The organism is Faecalibacterium sp. Marseille-Q4137, assembly GCF_017377535.1.
GTDB lineage: Bacteria > Bacillota > Clostridia > Oscillospirales > Ruminococcaceae > Faecalibacterium > Faecalibacterium duncaniae.
On sequence record NZ_JAFREK010000029.1, the window covers coordinates 22,986 to 41,174 of the forward strand.

Below are 18,189 nucleotides of genomic sequence, written 5' to 3' on the forward strand. Positions count from 1 at the left end.
CCTCTCCTAATAGGAGAGGCAAGCCCCCCCCTATTAGGGGAGCTGGTGCGAAGCACCTGAGAGGTTCGCCAGCGCCGCTGCCAACAGCATTCCGATGGGCGCGCTGATCCAGCTGGACATCCAGAAGCCTGCAAAACCAATGCGGGGTACAAGGATCACACAGGCCAGCAGGTTCAGGGCAATCTGCCCCAGGTTGGAGGCCAGATACAGCCCCATCTTCTGGGCACCGCGCAGACGGGCCTCGAACAGATGCTTCTGTGCCACAAACAGACAGGTCACCGATTCAAAGGCCAGCATGGTGCATCCATAGCTGGCTGCTGCTGGGTCGGTGGTAAAGAGCCGGAGCAGCGGCCCCCGCAGACCGATGCAGACCGCCACCACCCCAAGCGAATACACCAACAAGATCCGCCGCCCTTCCCGCAGGCCCTCTTTTACACGGCCCGGCTGGAGGGCGGCTGTGTTTTGCGCAATAAAGAACACTGTGGACTGCACAAAGCCGAACACCGGCATCATCAACAGGCTGGACAGCTTGCCTGCGCAGGAGAAACCCGCAATGGCTTCCACACCCAGACCGCCCAGCAGCCCCTGCTTGACCGTGGTGATGATGGTGCCGCTGGCCTGCTGAATACTGTTGGGGGCTGACAGCCGGAAGATATCCCTGGCATAGCGCGCCTTGAGCATCCGGGGCGAGAAGGCCGCATCCATCTGGGTGCGGCGCAGAAACGCCACCATGTAAACTGCGCCCGCCACCTGCGCCGCCGCTGTGGCAGCCGCTGCACCGGCTACCCCGAAGGGCCCCACCAGAACAAGGTCAAGCACAATGTTCATCACGCTGGTCGCCACAATGACCTTGAGCGGCGTTTTGGAATCGCCGCAGCCCATGACACACTCCTTGCTCAGATCATAGGGCATCAGAAATGGCAGCCCCAGCAGATAGATGCGCCCGTAGAGCACAGCGGTATCCAGGATCTCCGCAGGCGTGTTGATCAGCCGCAGCAGGGCCGGCAGGGTCACAAAGCCCACTGCCGTGGTCAACAGGGCGATGACCTCATCCACGAACAGCAGGTTATACAGCAGCTCTGTCATCTCATGCTTTGTGGCAGTGGGCTTGCCCGCCGCCACCAGCAGGCCGCCGCCCAGCTCCATGCCGCCGGAGATGAACAGAAAGATCATCAACACCGTGGAAGCGTTGGACACTGCTGCCAGCGCATCGGCATCCAGCCGCAGGCCGATGATCATGGTATCGGCCACGGCGTAAAACTGTGTTGCCACCATGCTCAGGATAATGGGCAGCGCGTACCGCAGCAGCGCGGGCCGCACTGCCCCGGTCAGCAGAGAATTCTCTTCGTTCACACAAACAACCTCTTTTCACAAAAAATAAAACCCGCAGGGAACCTGTCGCCCAGGCCCCCTGCGGGTTCTTTTTCAGTTGCGCCAGCAGGAGTCGAACCTACGATGGGGGAGTCAAAGTCCCCTGCCTTACCGCTTGGCGATGGCGCACCGGTAAGAATCAGTATAGTAGAATTTCTTTCATTTGTCAAGCAAAAGCGTTTTGCCGTGTCTGTGCAAAGTGTTTTGCCACACTTTTACCATGTCTTTACAGTGTCCTTGTCATAATGCGAACCGCTTGCCCATTTTCCGCTTTATTTTCCCAAAAAGTATTGACACCACCCTCATAGCATGATAAGATATCATCGATTTTGAGAGACAAAGCGTGTCAGAGTCTTTTCAAAGCAAATTACCTGGGACCGCCCATCGGGGCTAAGGCCATACGGACAGCCGGGTCCACTGCCGACCGGCGGCGCAAGCTGCCATTATTGATTGAGTTGAAAGCTCAAATTTTATAAGTTGGTTCCTTTACAGCCATGAAATTGCGCAGAACGTGCGCAGACTTGTGAAACGGTCAATAAGAGTAGTAAAAGTGTAATTGCTATATAGACTCTCGTCATCCCGTCTTTTTGAATCATGCGGAGGTTTTCCCCAGTGTCACCGGGGGCTTTGTCTGCATGTTCAGAACGCTTTTTCAAGCGCAGGTCTGCACCAGTGTGGTGGGCCTGCGCTTTTTTGCTGCGCCGGAACCAGGGACGGAGGAGAAAAGATGAGTGAGAACCGTACACGGTTCCGGCTGGATCAGCGCCGCGCGCCCATTTATGAGGCGCTGGAGCAGTTCCGGCAGATGCGTGTGGTACCTTTTGATGTGCCCGGCCACAAGCGGGGCCGCGGCAACCCGGAGCTGACGGCCTTCCTGGGCCAGCAGTGCGTGGGTGTGGACGTGAACAGCATGAAGCCGCTGGACAATCTCTGCCACCCGGTATCGGTCATCCGGGAGGCTGAGGAGCTGGCCGCCGATGCCTTTGGCGCAGCCCATGCCTTTTTAATGGTGGGCGGCACCACCAGCTCTGTGCAGAGCATGGTGCTGACGGCCTGCAAGCGGGGCGATGAGATCATCCTGCCCCGCAACGTGCACCGCAGTGTGCTGAACGCGCTGGTGCTCTGCGGCGCGGTCCCGGTCTATGTGAATCCCGAGGTGGACAAGCGGCTGGGCATCTCGCTGGGCATGAAGCGGGAGCAGGTGGCCAAGGCCATCAAGGAGCACCCCAACGCCGTGGCCGTTCTGGTGAACAACCCCACCTACTACGGCATCTGTTCCGACCTGCGCGCCATCGTGAAGATGGCCCACGAGGCCGGGATGCTCTGCCTGGCCGACGAGGCCCACGGCACCCACTTCTACTTTGGCAACGGCCTGCCCGTTTCCGCCATGGCTGCGGGGGCCGATATGGCCTCGGTCTCCATGCACAAGAGCGGCGGCAGCCTGACCCAGAGCAGTCTGCTGCTCATCGGGCCCAATGTGCATCAGGGCTATGTGCGGCAGATCATCAACCTGACCCAGACCCCCTCCGGCAGCTATCTGCTCATGTCCAGTCTGGACATCTCCCGCCGCAACCTTGCCCTGCGGGGGCGGCAGGTGTTCCATCAGGTGGCGGATATGGCTGAGTATGCCCGGGAGGAGATCAACGCCGTGGGCGGCTACTACGCCTTTGGCAAGGAGCTGTGCAACGGCAACTCTGTCTTTGACTTTGACACCACCAAGCTCAGCGTCCACACGCTGGACATCGGTCTTGCCGGCATCGAGGTCTACGACATCCTGCGGGACGAGTACGACATCCAGATCGAGTTCGGCGACATCGGCAACATCCTGGCCTACCTCTCCATCGGCGACCGCCCCCAGGAGATCGAGCGGCTGGTCAGCGCTCTGGCCGAGATCAAGCGCCGCTACCACACCGACGGCACCGGCCTGCTGAGCCAGGAATACATCGACCCCGTGGTGGCCGCCAGCCCGCAGGAGGCCTTCTATGCCCCCAAAAAGAGCCTGCCCCTGCGGGAGACCGAGGGCATGGTCTGCAGCGAGTTCGTCATGTGCTACCCGCCGGGCATCCCCATTCTGGCCCCCGGCGAGCGCATCACCAAGGAGATCCTGAACTATATCGAGTACGCAAAGGCCAAGGGCTGCAGCATGACCGGCCCTGAGGACCCTGATATTTTGCACCTGAACGTTCTGGCATAAGGAGGGAAAACAGATGGAGTTTTGGTTTTCGGAATTTCACACCCCCGATGTGAAGCACAGCATCCGGGTGAACAAGCAGCTCTACTCCAAGCAGAGCGATTATCAGCGCATTGATATTTTTGAAACGCCCGAGTTTGGCCGGGTGCTCACGCTGGACGGCAATGTGATGCTGACCGAGCGGGACGAGTTCATCTACGACGAGATGATCGTCCATGTGCCCATGGCCGTGCACCGGGAGGCAAAGGATATCCTTGTCATCGGCGCAGGCGACGGCGGCGTGGTGCGGGAACTGACCCGCTACGACCGGGTGGAGCGCATCGACCTGGTGGAGATGGACCCCCAGGTGGTGGAGGCCTGCCGCGCCTACCTGCCCGGCAACGCCTGCCGGATGGATGACCGCCGGGTGCACATCTATTTTGAGAATGCCCTCAAGTTCATCCGCCAGTGCGAGGAGGAATACGACCTCATCATCGTGGACTCCTCCGACCCCTTCGGCCCCAGCGAGGGCCTGTTCACCCGTGAGTTCTACGGCAGCTGCTTCAACGCCCTGAAAGAGGACGGCATCATGGTCAATCAGCAGGGCAGCCCCTTCTACGCCGAGGATGCCAGCGCCATGCAGCGCAGCCACAAGCGCATTGCTTCCACCTTCCCCATCAGCCGGGTGTATCAGGCCCACATTCCCACCTTTGCGGCGGGCTACTGGCTGTTCGGCTTTGCCAGCAAGAAGTACCACCCCATTGATGATCTGGATGCAACCGCCTGGAAGGCCCTGAACATGCGCACCCGGTACTACACCACCAAACTGCATATCGGAGCATTCTACCTGCCGGCTTTTCTGGAGGAGATGCTGCGGGAAGTGGAGGAACACTGATGCTTTACCCCAACGTTGAGACCTTTATCGGCTGCGACAGCAGCTACCGTGCCGCCAGCATCGTGCTGTACGGTGCCCCCTACGATTCCACCACCAGCTACCGCCCGGGGGCCCGGTTCGGCCCAGCTGCCATCCGGCACGAGAGCTACGGCCTGGAGACTTACAGCCCCTACCAGAACGCCGACCTGACCGATTTTGACATCTTCGACAGCGGCGATCTGGAGCTCTGCTTCGGCTCCAGCGAGAGCGCATTGGCCGACATCCAGAGCCGCGCGGCAGAGATCCTGCACGACGGCAAGTTCCCGCTCCTGCTGGGCGGCGAGCATCTGGTCACGCTGGGTGCCGTGCGGGCCATGGTGGAAAAGTCCCCCGACCTCCACATCGTCCACTTTGATGCCCATGCCGACCTGCGGGACGACTATCTGGGCGCAAAGCTCAGCCACGCCTGTGTCCTGCGCCGCTGCCATGACCTCATCGGCGACGGACGCATCCACCAGTTCTGCATCCGCAGCGGCGACCGCACCGAGTTTGAGTTCGCGGCTGCCCACACTGAGATGCACAAGTTCGATTTCACGGGCCTTGCCCAGCTCACTGAGCAGCTCTGTGCCAGCAAGGTACCCGTTTACCTGACCATCGACCTCGACTGCCTGGACCCCTCCTGCTTCCCCGGCACCGGCACCCCGGAGGCCGGCGGCGTGAGCTTTTTGCAGCTGCTGGAGGCCATCCGCACCGTGACCAAGGCCAACATCGTGGGTGCGGACCTCAACGAGCTGGCCCCCACGCTGGACACCACCGGCGTTTCCACGGCCACAGCCTGCAAGGTCCTGCGGGAGCTGCTGATCGCGCTGGACAAGGGCTGGCCGGGCTTTCAGGTATAAGGACAGACCGTAAGAAGACAACTTTACAGATAAAGGAGTAACCGATATGAGCAAAGTTCTGATCATCGGCTGCGGCGGCGTGGCCTCCGTTGCCATCCACAAGTGCTGCCAGGTCCCCGAAGTGTTCACCGAGATCTGCATCGCCAGCCGCACCAAGGCAAAGTGCGACAAGCTGGCCGCCGAGCTGGCCCCCAAGACCACCACCAAGATCACCACCGCACAGGTGGATGCCGACCACGTGGATGAGGTCATTGCCCTCATCAAGAGCTACCAGCCCGATCTGGTGATGAACATCGCCCTGCCCTATCAGGATCTGACCATCATGGATGCCTGCCTGGCCTGCGGCGTGAACTACATGGACACCGCCAACTACGAGCCTGAGAACACCGACGACCCGGAGTGGCGCGCCATTTACGAGAAGCGCTGCAAGGAGGCCGGTTTCTCCGCCTACTTTGATTACAGCTGGCAGTGGGCCTACGCCAAGAAGTTTGAGGAGGCCGGCCTGACCGCCCTGCTGGGCAGCGGCTTTGACCCGGGCGTGACCCAGGCTTACTGCGCTTACGCCAAGAAGCACGAGTTCGACACCATCGACACCATCGACATTCTGGACTGCAACGGCGGCGACCACGGCTATGCCTTTGCCACCAACTTCAACCCTGAGATCAACCTGCGCGAGGTCTCTGCCCCTGGCAGCTACTGGGAGAACGGCCACTGGGTGGAGATCCCGGCCATGAGCATCAAGCGGGAGTACAACTTTGATCAGGTGGGCCAGAAGGATATGTACCTGCTCCACCACGAGGAGATCGAGTCTCTGGCCAAGAACATCCCCGAGGCAAAGCGCATCCGCTTCTTTATGACCTTCGGCCAGAGCTACCTCGACCACATGCGCTGTCTGGAGGACGTGGGCATGCTGTCCACCACCCCGGTCAACTTCAACGGTCAGGAGATCGTGCCCATCCAGTTCCTCAAGGCCCTGCTGCCCGACCCCGCCAGCCTTGGCCCCCGCACCAAGGGCAAGACCAACATCGGCTGCATCTTCACCGGCAAGAAGGACGGCAAGGAAAAGACCTACTACATCTACAATGTCTGCGACCATCAGGAGTGCTACAAGGAGGTCGGCTCTCAGGCCATCAGCTACACCACCGGTGTGCCTGCCATGTGCGGCGCGCTGATGCTGCTGACCGGCAAGTGGACCACCAAGGGCGTACACACTGTGGAAGAGTTTGATCCGGACCCGTATCTGGATGCTCTGGACAAGTACGGCCTGCCCCGCTCCGAGAGCCACGCCCCGGCTCTGGTGGACTGATGCGGCTGGCCGACACCCGCCCGCCCTTTGCGGGGCTGGCGAACCTCTCTGAGGCTGCACTGGCTGCCCTGCCCACTCCCTGCTACCTGCTGGATGAAGCCCGGCTGCGCCGCAACGGCGAGATCCTGCTGGGCGTGCAGCAGCGGACGGGCTGCAAGATCCTGCTGGCCCAGAAGGCCTTTTCCAACTACGACCTCTACCCGGTGCTGGCTCCCTATCTGGCAGGCACCGAGGCCAGCGGCCTGTACGAGAGCCGCCTGGGCCGGGAGGAGCTGCCGGAGAAGGAGAACCATGTGTTCTGCGCCGCCTACCGGGCCGACCAGTTCGAGGAGCTGCTGCAATACGCTGACCACATCGTGTTCAACTCGCCCCACCAGCTGGCAAAGTTCGGCCCGGCCGCAAAGGCGGCGGGCAAGAGCGTGGGCCTGCGGGTGAACCCCGAGCATTCCACCCAGGAGGGCCACGAGATCTATGACCCCTGCGCCCCGGGCAGCCGTCTGGGCACCACCCGTGCCCAGTGGGATGCCGCTGCGGCGCAGCACCCTGACCTGCCCGACCTGCTGGACGGCCTGCACTTCCACACCCTGTGCGAGCAGGATTCCGACGCGCTGGCGGCCACCCTGCCCGCGCTGGAAGCGAAATTCGGTGACCTGCTGCCCCGGATGAAGTGGCTCAACTTTGGCGGCGGGCACCACATCACCCGCCCGGATTACGACCTTGCCACGCTGGAAAAGTGCATCACCGGGACGCTGGAAAAGTACGGCGTGCAGGTGTATCTGGAACCGGGCGAGGCCTGGGCGCTGAACGCGGGCTACCTCGTCACCACGGTGCTGGACACCCTGCAGAACGGCGAGACACACCTTGCCATTCTGGACATGTCCGCAGCCTGCCACACGCCGGATGTCATCGAGATGCCCTACCGCCCGCCCCTGCTGGACGCGGGCGAGCCGGGGGAAAAGCCCTGCACCTTCCGGCTGGGCGGCCCCACCTGCCTTGCCGGGGACGTGGTGGGTGATTACAGCTTTGCCGCCCCCCTCACCGAGGGTGACCGGCTCATCTTCGGCGACATGGCCATCTATTCCACCTGCAAGAACAACACCTTCAACGGGATGCCCCTGCCGGATATCTGGGTACTGCATGAAAACGGCACCACCCAGCCGCTGGCCCGCTTCGGCTACCACGATTTCAAATACCGTCTGGGCTCGCCCCGCTGAGCCGCCCGGATACACAAACACCCCTCTGCGCTCCTTTCGGAATGCAGAGGGGTGTTTGCTTATAAAACGGAGAACTCAGATCTCATACCACTTGATCTCGTTGGCTTCCAGATGCAGGTCGAAATGGTTTCCATCGGTGGTGTAGACCGTGGTGTCCTGCGGCTCGTAGGTGTTGTTCACCACGCAGTACTTGCCATTTTTCACGTAGGCGTGCACTTCCACGTTGTAGTTGGAGCTGAACCAGGTGTGCAGCTCCTCCTCGCTGTGGGCGCTCCACAGGATGGCACGGTACAGGGTGCGGCTGTTGGCAAAGCTGTAAGGCACACCGCTGATGTAGACTGCACGGCCCTTACCAAAGTCGTGTGCCGCCATCTGCACTTCCCGGTTCCGCTGCACCAGCACCTCCGTCCCCTCGAGGGCGTAGATGTTCTTCTTGCCCTCGCCAAAGTCGATGGGCTGGTCGGCATCCTGCAGGATGAAGTGGTCCGGGTGCTCTTCCCAGTTGTACTTGTCGTAGTTGAGGGTGAAGCCGTTTTCTTCCTCCACGCCCAGCACGCTGGCAAGCTGGAGGATGTGGCCCTGATAGGCATGACCGGAGGGCTCACCCACGCCGATGAGGCCGCCGCCGTTCCAGACGAATTTCCGGATGGCGGAGGAGATCTCCGGGTCCTCCCACCAGATGCCGCCGGTGTGGGCGGTGTCGGCATCGCCCACATTGATGATGACATCGAGGCTGTCCAGCAGGGCGGGGTCCTTCTTGATGTCCTCAAAGCTGATGAACTTCACGTCAAAGGGCGCGCCGGACAGCATTTCGATGACACCGGAGTAGCTGTAGTTCTGCTTGTAGTAGAGGGCGTGGTGCACCATGTGGCAGCCCCAGGCCCGCATCTTGCCCCAGCAGTTCAGCACGGCCACCCGCTTGACGCAGTAGGGCGTGGTGCCCTTGATGTTCTCATACAGCTCACGGAACTCGCTGCAGACGCTCTCCACATAGTCCACGAACTCCGGGAACTGCAGCGCCAGCTTCAGGTAGCCGCCGTAGCCAATGCGGTCAATGGGCTTGCGCAGGATGGCGCGGCGGGCTGTGACCCAGTTCTCCTTGGCCTCCCGCACCGGGTCGCCGCCCTCGTGGAAGGTGTCCGGGAAGAAGTAGGGCAAAAAGCGCCCCTCGGTGTACTTCACGCCCTCAATGTCCGAGATCAGGCGCAGGGTGGAACCGTTGCCCACGCTGCCCACCACAGCATCCAGACCGATGGTCTTGAACTCCGGCATGAACGGCTCGGTGCCGATCCAGTGGTCGCCCAGGAACATCATGGCCTCGCACCCGCACTCGTGGGTGATGTCCACCATCTCCTTGGCAAGCTTTGCCACCTCCCGGCGCTGGAATGCCTGAAAATCGCGGAATTCCTTGCTGGGCACCCGGTACTGGTTGTTGTAGTAGCCCTGATCGATGATGTACTCCGGGCGGAACTTATAGCCCACCTCCTGCTCGAACTGATTCAGGATATAGGGGCTGACCGAGGCGGAATAGCCGTACCAGTCCACAAACTTCTCCCGCTTCAGCTCATCGAAGATGAGGGTGAACTGGTGGAAGAAGGTGGTGTAGCGGATCACGTTGACATAGGGGTGCTCCGCAATGAACTTGCGCAGGCGCTCCATGGAATACTTGTGGGTCTTGGGCTGGCGCACGTCAAAGGTGATCTGGTGCTCGAAGTTGGTCCAGCCGTTGGTGGTGGCATTGTACATGTGCACCGGGTCCCAGATCAGGTAGGCCAGGAAGCTGACCGTATACTCATGGAACGGCACGGCCTGCACCGTCACGCTGCCGTCAGCATAGCTCCACAGCTCCGGGGGCACCGGCTGACCGGTGGTTCGGTCCATGACCTCCCACCAGCGGGTGATATCGTCGTTGGTGTTCACCTGCATCAGCTCCGGGCTGATGCCCTTCATCAGCGGGATGGTCACGGTGTCGCCGGGGGCGGTGTAGAAGCCGGTCATGATGTAGCACTGCTGCACCTCGTCCGGGTTCGCTTTGGCCCACGCGTTGTCCTTGCGGGTGGTATAGTAGGTGGAGTAGATTTTTGCGTCGGCATCCTTCAGCTCCTGCGGAAAGTCGGTGCCGTCGCAGTCGCGGATGGCATCCGCGCCCCACTTTTTCAGGATCTGCAGCGTCTCGGGCACCACGTCCAGATCGGTCGGGATCGTTACGCGCCCGGTCATTCTATTTTCTTCCATGGGAATTCTCCTTTACCTCTCTTCTCCTCAATCCTGATAGGGGGCGTTATAGAGCGCCAGCACAGCCAGCAGCAGCGCCACCCCCAAAAGCATGATGCCAAGACCAGCCAGCTGCCCGGTCATTTTCCAGCCTGCTGTCACCAGCGCGATGGACAGCACAAACAGCACCAGCATCAGCACCATGCGCAGGGCGGGATGATTTTTCCAGAATGCTTTCATCGTTTGTCACCTTACCCTTTCAGACCGCCCACGGTCATGCCCTGTGTCAGCTGCTTCTGCACGCAGATGTACAGGATCAGGGTGGGCAGCATCACCAGCACCAGACCGGCATACATGGTGCCGTACTGGGCCGCGCTCTGCTGGGCCTGCATCAGATTCAAAAGGCCCACCGGCAGGGTGCGGGGCGCGCTGGTGGAGCTCATCAGCGTCATGGAAATGATGTACTCGTTCCAGAAGGACAGGAAGTTGAACAGGATGATGGTGATGATGGAGGGCTTTGCCATGGGGAAGATGATACGGGTCATGGTGGAGAAGTAGCTTGCACCGTCGATGTAGGCAGCCTCCTCAAAATCATGGGGCAGGGTGGCAAAATAGCCCGAAAGCAGATAGATGGTAAAAGGCAGGGCCGTGGCTGCATACACCACCGCCAGCACCACCAGATTGTTCAGCAGGAAGCTGCTGCCAAAGTGGCTCTTCAGCCAGACATCGCCGTCCCGCAGCATCAGGAAAATGGGCACCACGATGTAGTTGACATTGATGAACAGGCCCGCCATGAACAGGGTGTTCAGCAGTTTGCGGCCCTTGAACCGGAAGCGGGACAGGCAGTAGGCGGCAGGCAGCGCAATGACCAGCAGCAGCACCAGCGCCAATGCGGTCACGATGACAGAGTTGAGCATATACTCGCCCATCTTGGCTCCGTTCCACGCATTGACAAAGTTCTGCCAGTAGAACCCGGCAGGCAGCGCCCACGGGTTGCCGTAAAACTCCGCGTTCTGCTTGATGGAGGCCATGAATACCCATGCCACCGGCACGATGATGATCACCGCCAGCAGAACCAGCACAAAATAGATAAAGAACTTGTAGAGACCTTCCGCCGAGCGGGAAGATCTTTCGGTGGTATTCTGCATCTTCTTCCCTCCTTAGAATTCCAGCGGATCGCGGTCGGTGGCCTTGTTGACACAGGCGGACAGTGCAAACGAGAACAGGAAAATGACCACGCCAATGGCCATGCTGTAGCCATACAGGCCCGCGTCCTTCTGGCTGTACATATAGCTCAGCGCCACATCCGAAGCACCGTTGGGCCCGCCGCTGGTCATGGCCTTGACAAAGAGGAAGGCCATGTTGATGGTGGAGATGATGAAGAAGGTCAGGGTGGTGCGGATGTTGGTCCAGATGAGGGGGATGGTGATCTGGAAGAACTGGGTCAGGCGGCCCGCACCGTCCAGATTGGCGCTCTCGTACAGGCTGGCGGGCACCGAGGACATGGAAGCCATATACATGACCATGTAATAACCCACGGCCTGCCAGACCATGGCGAGGATGATGGAGGGGATGACCAGCTTTTCGCCCTTCCAGAGGATGGGGTCTGTCATATCCCGGAACAGGCCGATGATGCTGTTCAGCATACCGTTTTCCGGCTTATAGATGGCCGAGAAGATACCGGAGATGACGACCACCGACAGGATGTTGGGGATGTAGAAGATGACCCGGAAGAAATTCTGTCCCTTGATCTTTTCCCGGGTCAGGATGGCCGCAAACACCAGCGCAAAGGCAAAGGTGACGATGGTCACCACCACCACCAGCAGGATCATATTCTGCATGGAGCGGATGAACTGGGTGTCCTTGAGCAGGTGCTGGAAATTCTTCAGGCCCACAAAGGTCTCGTTGGGCGAGTAGGCACCGCGCTCGTACAGGCTCATGCGGAACACGTTGAGGGTGGGCAGGATCATAAAGAGAAAGAACAGGATCGTGGCCGGTGCCACGCAGAGAAAGACGAACCGTCTGCGGCTTTTGTCAGATCTCATAGACAAACCGCTCCTTTCTATCGGAACCCGAAAACCACAAAAAGCGGAGGCGGTCAAAACCGCCCCCGCTGGGCAGGGTTCAATTACTCAATGATATTGGCACGCATCTGGTCGCTGGCGGACTTGATTCCGTCGATCCACTGCTGCTCGGTCATGCTGCCGGACACCAGAGAGTTGACGGGGTCAAAGAACACGGTGCGGACCTCCACGCCGGGGATGGCGCTGAAGGAGGCAAAGTTGCCCATAGCGGCCTTTGCGCCGTTGTCGTAGATGGAGTAGAACATCTTGTTGTCGCCTTCCAGATCATCGGCGATGCCCAGCACAGGCTGGATGGCACCGCTCTCGGCGAACAGCTTGCAGGCCTCGTCGCTGTACAGGTAAGCCACGAACTGCTTGGCGGCATCCAGATGCTCGGCACCGGCCGGGATCCATGCCTGCTCGAACCAGGTGTAGCTGTACTGGTCGCCGCCGGCCTTGACAGCGGGCAGGGCGGTCATGCCCCACTCAAAGCCATCGGCACGGGGAGCCTCGGCCATCTCACCCACGATCCAGGTGCCGTTGGGCATGAACAGAGCCTTGTTGTCCAGCACCAGCTGCTGGTTCTGGGTAAAGTCCTGATCGTTGGCCTGTGCAGGGGTAATGGGGTTGGTGTAGGAAGCCAGCTTGTTGACGATATCAAAGCAGGTCTTTGCCTCCGGGGTATCCCAGATGCCTTCCTCATAGTGGGTGGCCTTGTTGAAGAACTCCGGGCCGCCGGCGGCATACATCAGTGCGTAGAAGAACGCATCAAAGTAGCCGGTGGTGGGGTAGGTGAACAGGTAGGTACCCTCAGCGGCAGCCTTGTCGCCCAGTTCCCACATCTCGTCCCAGGTGGTGGGCACGTCCCAGCCCTTTTCCTTCAGGAAACCGGCGTTGTAGAACAGGCCGCAGGGGCTGTAGAACATGGGAGCCAGATAGGTCTTGCCGTCGCCGTAGGGGTTGGTCAGGGAGGTGTCAGTAAAGCCGCCTGCGATCTTCTCGCTCACCTTCTTGCTCTCGCCGGGCACGGTCATGCTCAGCACGTCGGTGATGTCCGCGATCAGGTTGCCCTTGATGAACTGCTCGGTCAGGGCAGCCTCACGGCCGGTAGCCAGGTGGACCACGTCGGGATAATCGCCGCCCTGCATGGAAGGTCCGATGACATCCTCCAGCTTCTTATCGGTGGTCAGCTCCACCTTGATGCCGGTCTGGGCGGTAAAGGCCTCGGTGACCTTCTTCCACATATCAGCGCCATAGCCGGTCTCGATGGCGGCGACCTTGATGGTCACGTCCTCAGCGGGAGCGGCAGATGCAGCAGCGGAAGAAGCCGTGCTGGAAGCTGTGGAGCTGGAAGAACCGCCGCAGGCAGCCAGACCCAGTGCAGCGGCACCCACACCGGCCACTTTCAGGAAATTGCGACGAGAAATACGTTTCATAATGTGTCCTCCATCATAAAGTTCCATTCATGCACAGCCGGAGCAAACAGGTTTTGCCCGAGGGGCTGTGTTTTTTTCTGATCCCAATATAGAGGTTTTTACAGTTTCCAACAAGGTCTTTGTTGTTTCATTTTTTAGAAATATTGCTCTTTTATCATTTTCTTTAGCAAAAGCACTAAATTTTGCGGCATTGTTTTGGTACATTTTCCCTGTTTGTAACCAATTTGACATATTTTCGTCTTTCTGTGCAGAGGAAAATATTTACCATGCTAAAAAACAGGGCTTGCTTTTTTTCTTATTTGCCCCTATAATGAGAAAAAATGCACGAAGCAGTGCGGCGTTTTTCGCATTTAATTTTTAGTATCTTGCTTTTATTTTTATATTTTTTGCGTCTGCTTCAAAAGGAGCCTTTTATGAGTACCGAGCGCTTTGATATCCGCCACGCTCCCGCTCCACGGGAATCCTTCCGGCTGCTGTACATCAGCAAGAGCAGATTCGGCGGCGACTGGAACAGCACGGTCCACACCCATTCCTGCACGGAGCTGTTCTACTGCCTCAGCGGCGAGGGGCAGTTTCTGCTCAGCGGGCAGCTGTTCCCGGTCAAACCGGACGATATGGTCATCGTCAACCCGCAGGTGGAGCACACCGAGCTGAGCCTGAACGCCTCACCTTTGGAATACATCGTACTGGGCGTTTCGGGTATCGAGATCCTGTTTGGCAAAGCCGATTCCACCTACGCCATCTTCAACTGCCGGGAGAACCGGGAGCGGATGGTAACGCTGCTGCACATGCTGCTGGCTGAGGCAGACCGCAGTCTGGACGGCTGCGAGACCGTCTGCCAGGACCTGCTGGAAGTCCTGCTCATCTGGCTGGTGCGGTGCACCACCCTCTCTTTGCAGGTGGAGGAATCCCCCCGCTCCGACAACCGGGAATGCGTGGAGATCAAGCGGTATCTGGACAACAACTACCGGGAGGATATCTCCCTTGATACCCTTGCCGAGGTCGCTCACATCAACAAATACTACCTGGCCCACACCTTCCAGAAGGCGTACGGCATTTCTCCCATCACCTACCTGAACCGCCGCCGCATTGAGGAGAGCAAATATATGCTGGGCAACACCGGTTACAGCCTGGCGCAGATCAGCGAGCTGATGGGATTTTCCTCCCCCAGTTACTTTTCGCAGTGCTTCCGCAAGGCGGAAGGCCTGACCCCCAACGAATACCGCCGTCAGGTGCGGCAGGGACAACGCCCTGCACCTGCCAAACGGCATGAAGGATAAGAAATGAGGAACCCAAAATGAAACCTGTTACCGAATCCACTCTCCGCGCCGCCGCAAATGCCTTTGATTTTGGCGGGCCGGTGGTCTGTGATGCCAGTCACTACGGCGAAGGTCACATCAACGATACCTTCGTGGTCTGGCGGGAGGACCATTCCAGGCGCTTTATCTTACAGCGCATCAATACCGACACCTTTACCGACCCGGTTGGCCTGATGGAGAATATCTGCGGCGTGACCCGGCATCTGCGGGAGAAGATCCTTGCCGCAGGCGGCGACCCGGCACGGGAGACCCTGAACGTGATCCCCACCCTGTCCGGTGCGGCCTGCCATCTGGATGCCGAGGGCGGCGCGTGGCGCGCCTACGACTTTGTAGAGGACACCATCTGCCTGCAGCAGGTGGGCAGCGAGGCCGACTTCCGCACTGTTGCCGAGACCCTGGGCAAATTCCAGAACCAGCTGGCAGATTATCCGGCCTCTACCCTCCACGAAACCATTGCACGCTTCCACGACACGCCCAACCGCTATGCAAACTTTGAAAAAGCCCTTGCCGCCGATGCGCTGGGCCGGGCCAAGGACATTGCACCGGAGGTCGCCTTCATCCACGCGCGGGAGAAGGACTGCCACACCCTGCTGGATCTGCTGGCAGCCGGTGAGATCCCGCTGCGTGTTACCCACAACGACACCAAGATCAACAACGTCCTGATCGATGCCGCCACCGGAAAAGGCATCTGTGTCATTGACCTTGACACCGTGATGCCGGGCCTGTCGGCCTACGATTTCGGCGACTCCATCCGCACCGGTGCCAACGACTGCGCCGAGGACGAGCCCGACCAGAGCAAGGTCCACTTTGACCTGCACCTGTACGAGGTGTTCGCCAAGGGTTATCTCTCCACCGCCGGGGCTTCCATGAGCCCTGCGGAGAAAAAGAGCCTTGCCTGGGGTGCCAAGCTGATGACGCTGGAGTGCGGCATCCGCTTTCTGACCGACTATCTGGAGGGCGACCACTATTTCCACACCGCCCGACCCGACCACAATCTTGACCGCGCCCGCACCCAGTTCACGCTGGTGCGGCAGATGGAAGAGGTGTTCGATCAGATGCTGGAGATCGTCAGCTGAACCGGCATCCTCTGACCTGCCGAAGCACCAATGACTCGGGGGCTGCACTGAACCGCCTGCAAAACATCTGAAAACGATGCAGACAAGGCAGTGCAGCCCCCATTTTTTGCGGCTGAGAAAAAGAAAAGCACCATACTTCCTACGAAGTACAGTGCTTTTTTGGTGGAGAATAGCGGGATCGAACCGCTGACCTCTTGCATGCCATGCAAGCGCTCTCCCGAACGGTATCAAAACACACCCCCACACGAAAGTGCGGGGACAGGCTTAATATCGCGTTGATACGTTCTATCCACCAAAAAGGTTCACAGTTGCATCCTGCTTCCAGGAATCATGCTCCGCCTACAAGGCAATTTTACCACCCAATTTTCAAGTGTGTCAATGGGTTTTGCTCAGAGAGAAGGTCATTTACGAGAAAAGTTTTTTCTGACAGCTTACTTAGCGCAATTTTGATTTCACACATCAAAGTTGCGCTTTTTATTTTCCCCAAAAGTATTGACAAGGAGGTTTTCTCAACGATGCCGATATATTATCGCTGTTTTTTATCTGTGAACCAACCGCATGACCCTTGACTACTTCTACGGACAGACTGGAGAGCTTTTCTCCTTCTACCGCATTCCAAAGGCTCTTTTTCAGGAGCAGCGGTTCCAGAGCCTGTCCACGGATGCCAAAACCCTGTATGGTATCCTGCTGGACCGCATGAGCCTGTCGGTGAAAAACGGCTGGCTGGACAAGCAGAACCGGGTGTTCATCCTCTTCACAATCGAGGATGTCAAGAGGGCATTGTGTTGCGCAGACAACAAAGCGACCAAGCTGCTCCGGGAACTTGAAAAGTTTGGTCTGATTGAACGAAAACGCCGAGGGCAAGGAAAGCCAAGTTTGGTGTATGTGAAGAACTTTTCGGCAGAATCTTCAAAAGAGAGTGTCAAGAATCGTGATAATGACGATTCTTGTGGCTTCAAAATCGCGTGTCAAGACCCTGCAAAATCACGATGTAATAAGACTAAAGAGAATGATACTGAAATGAGTGAGACTGATCCTTTCTATTCCGAAGAATCGGATGGGATGGGCAAACGCACCCAACTGGAAGAATATTTTTCGCAGTCTTTGGAGGTAGACCTTCTGCTCCGGCTCTGCCCGGATGATGAGGACACCATCTATCAGATCGTAGATTTGCTGGTGGACACCTGTGCTACCAACCGCAAGCTGCTGCACATCGCCGGGGACGATAAGCCCGCCGAGGTGGTACGTAGCCGATTTATGAAGCTGAACGCCGACCACATCAAATTTGTGTTGAAGTGCCTTGCAGAGAACAGCAGCCCAATCAGGAACATGAAGCAATACCTGCTCGCTTCTCTGTACAACGCACCGACCACCATGCAGCTTTACTATCAGAATCAGACCAACCACGATTTAGCGAAACGGGGGTGATAAAAATTTCCAAAAAAGCAACCACGATTGCCATTGTCAACCAAAAGGGAGGCACTGGCAAAACAACAACCTGTGAAAATCTGGGTGTTGGCCTTGCCGCCGAGGGTAAGAAGGTCCTACTTGTAGACGCTGACCCGCAGGGTTCACTCACCATTAGTATGGGCTGGCAGAAGCCGGACGAACTGCCCGTTACTCTTTCTACCCTGATGCAGAAAGCCATGAACGACCAGTGCATTCCGCCCGGTGAAGGTGTGCTGCACCATGCAGAGGGTGTAGACCTCATCCCGGCCAGCATTGAGCTGGCAGGGCTGGAAGTTGCCCTTGTCAATACCATGAGCCGGGAAAAAATGCTGAAGCAAGTCTTGGACAGTGCAAAGCAGGACTATGACTATATTTTGTTGGACTGCACTCCCTCCCTTGGGATGCTGACCATTAACGCGCTGGCGGCGGCAGACACTGCTCTGATACCCGTACAGGCACAGTACCTTTCCGCGAAAGGTCTGGAACAGCTTTTGCAGACCATCAACAAGGTGCATCGGCAGATCAACCCAAAGCTGAAAATCGAAGGTATCCTGCTGACGATGACAGATAACCGCACCAACTATGGCCGACAAATCGACACGCTGATCCGGCAGGCATACGGAAAGCACATCAAAGTGTTCGGTCAGACGATTCCCCACTCCGTCCGTGCAGCGGAAATCAGCGCGGCGGGTAAGAGCATCTTTGTCCATGACCCGAAAGGCAAAGTGGCAGAAGCCTATAAATCTCTGACGAAGACTAACTATTAAAAGTCAAGCCCTAAAATGAAAAAATCCGCCA

16 protein-coding genes and 1 tRNA gene are annotated in these 18,189 nt (G+C 58.4%); 9 read left to right on the forward strand and 8 right to left on the reverse strand.

The features are described 5' to 3' along the window. Positions 1 to 33: 33 nt before the first annotated feature. Both J3353_RS11530 and J3353_RS11535 read right to left on the reverse strand, forming a co-directional pair. The gene (locus tag J3353_RS11530) at positions 34 to 1,353 is read right to left on the reverse strand and encodes an MATE family efflux transporter (protein ID WP_207684891.1); all 1,320 of its coding nucleotides are present in this window, start codon (positions 1,351 to 1,353) and stop codon (positions 34 to 36) included. A 76-nt stretch (positions 1,354 to 1,429) separates the two neighbouring features. Continuing rightward, positions 1,430 to 1,500: transfer RNA gene (locus J3353_RS11535), tRNA-Gln, on the reverse strand. A 598-nt stretch (positions 1,501 to 2,098) separates the two neighbouring features. Between J3353_RS11535 and J3353_RS11540 the strand changes: the two genes are divergently transcribed. From J3353_RS11540 to J3353_RS11560, 5 genes are read left to right on the forward strand one after another with little or no spacing between them, the layout of a single operon-like run. After that, positions 2,099 to 3,565: an aminotransferase class I/II-fold pyridoxal phosphate-dependent enzyme gene (locus J3353_RS11540; RefSeq protein ID WP_207684892.1), complete on the forward strand. Its 1,467-nt coding sequence runs from the start codon at positions 2,099 to 2,101 to the stop codon at positions 3,563 to 3,565. Between the two features lie 13 nt (positions 3,566 to 3,578). Next, positions 3,579 to 4,436: a polyamine aminopropyltransferase gene (speE, locus tag J3353_RS11545; RefSeq protein WP_117476268.1), complete on the forward strand. Its 858-nt coding sequence runs from the start codon at positions 3,579 to 3,581 to the stop codon at positions 4,434 to 4,436. Beyond that, on the forward strand, positions 4,436 to 5,314 hold the full coding sequence (gene speB / locus J3353_RS11550; RefSeq protein WP_207684893.1) for an agmatinase: 879 nt from the start codon (positions 4,436 to 4,438) through the stop codon (positions 5,312 to 5,314). Before speE ends, speB begins: the two co-directional genes overlap by 1 nt. 46 nt (positions 5,315 to 5,360) lie before the next feature. Then, positions 5,361 to 6,620: a saccharopine dehydrogenase family protein gene (locus J3353_RS11555; protein WP_097772566.1), complete on the forward strand. Its 1,260-nt coding sequence runs from the start codon at positions 5,361 to 5,363 to the stop codon at positions 6,618 to 6,620. Next, the gene (locus J3353_RS11560; protein ID WP_207684894.1) at positions 6,620 to 7,834 is read left to right on the forward strand and encodes a carboxynorspermidine decarboxylase; all 1,215 of its coding nucleotides are present in this window, start codon (positions 6,620 to 6,622) and stop codon (positions 7,832 to 7,834) included. Before J3353_RS11555 ends, J3353_RS11560 begins: the two co-directional genes overlap by 1 nt. Positions 7,835 to 7,909: 75 nt before the next feature. Here J3353_RS11560 and gnpA read toward each other — a convergent pair whose 3' ends face one another. From gnpA to J3353_RS11590, 6 genes are all read right to left on the reverse strand, one after another. Next, the gene (gene gnpA / locus J3353_RS11565) at positions 7,910 to 10,069 is read right to left on the reverse strand and encodes a 1,3-beta-galactosyl-N-acetylhexosamine phosphorylase (RefSeq protein WP_207684895.1); all 2,160 of its coding nucleotides are present in this window, start codon (positions 10,067 to 10,069) and stop codon (positions 7,910 to 7,912) included. A 27-nt stretch (positions 10,070 to 10,096) separates the two neighbouring features. Further along, positions 10,097 to 10,288, reverse strand: coding sequence for a hypothetical protein (locus J3353_RS11570; RefSeq protein WP_005932965.1), 192 nt, complete (start codon positions 10,286 to 10,288; stop codon positions 10,097 to 10,099). Positions 10,289 to 10,299: 11 nt separating this feature from the next. Beyond that, complete coding sequence (locus J3353_RS11575; RefSeq protein WP_005932964.1) at positions 10,300 to 11,196, reverse strand: carbohydrate ABC transporter permease; 897 nt, start codon at positions 11,194 to 11,196, stop codon at positions 10,300 to 10,302. Positions 11,197 to 11,208: 12 nt separating this feature from the next. After that, positions 11,209 to 12,093, reverse strand: a complete 885-nt coding sequence (locus tag J3353_RS11580) for a carbohydrate ABC transporter permease (RefSeq protein ID WP_005932963.1) — start codon at positions 12,091 to 12,093, stop codon at positions 11,209 to 11,211. 83 nt (positions 12,094 to 12,176) lie between these two features. Continuing rightward, the gene (locus J3353_RS11585) at positions 12,177 to 13,547 is read right to left on the reverse strand and encodes a carbohydrate ABC transporter substrate-binding protein (protein ID WP_156059684.1); all 1,371 of its coding nucleotides are present in this window, start codon (positions 13,545 to 13,547) and stop codon (positions 12,177 to 12,179) included. Between the two features lie 27 nt (positions 13,548 to 13,574). Beyond that, positions 13,575 to 13,778: a hypothetical protein gene (locus J3353_RS11590; protein ID WP_207684896.1), complete on the reverse strand. Its 204-nt coding sequence runs from the start codon at positions 13,776 to 13,778 to the stop codon at positions 13,575 to 13,577. A 182-nt stretch (positions 13,779 to 13,960) separates the two neighbouring features. Here J3353_RS11590 and J3353_RS11595 point away from each other — a divergent pair, with 182 nt between their 5' ends. The 4 genes from J3353_RS11595 (at position 13,961) to J3353_RS11610 (ending at position 18,158) form a co-directional block, all read left to right on the forward strand. Next, a complete protein-coding gene (locus J3353_RS11595) occupies positions 13,961 to 14,827 on the forward strand; it encodes an AraC family transcriptional regulator (protein WP_097770858.1) in 867 nt (288 codons plus the stop codon). Positions 14,828 to 14,844: 17 nt separating this feature from the next. Next, positions 14,845 to 15,942, forward strand: a complete 1,098-nt coding sequence (locus tag J3353_RS11600; RefSeq protein ID WP_207684897.1) for a phosphotransferase enzyme family protein — start codon at positions 14,845 to 14,847, stop codon at positions 15,940 to 15,942. 558 nt (positions 15,943 to 16,500) lie between these two features. After that, complete coding sequence (locus J3353_RS11605) at positions 16,501 to 17,370, forward strand: DUF6017 domain-containing protein (protein ID WP_207684898.1); 870 nt, start codon at positions 16,501 to 16,503, stop codon at positions 17,368 to 17,370. Continuing rightward, positions 17,370 to 18,158: a ParA family protein gene (locus J3353_RS11610; RefSeq protein ID WP_207684900.1), complete on the forward strand. Its 789-nt coding sequence runs from the start codon at positions 17,370 to 17,372 to the stop codon at positions 18,156 to 18,158. Before J3353_RS11605 ends, J3353_RS11610 begins: the two co-directional genes overlap by 1 nt. Positions 18,159 to 18,189: the final 31 nt, after the last annotated feature.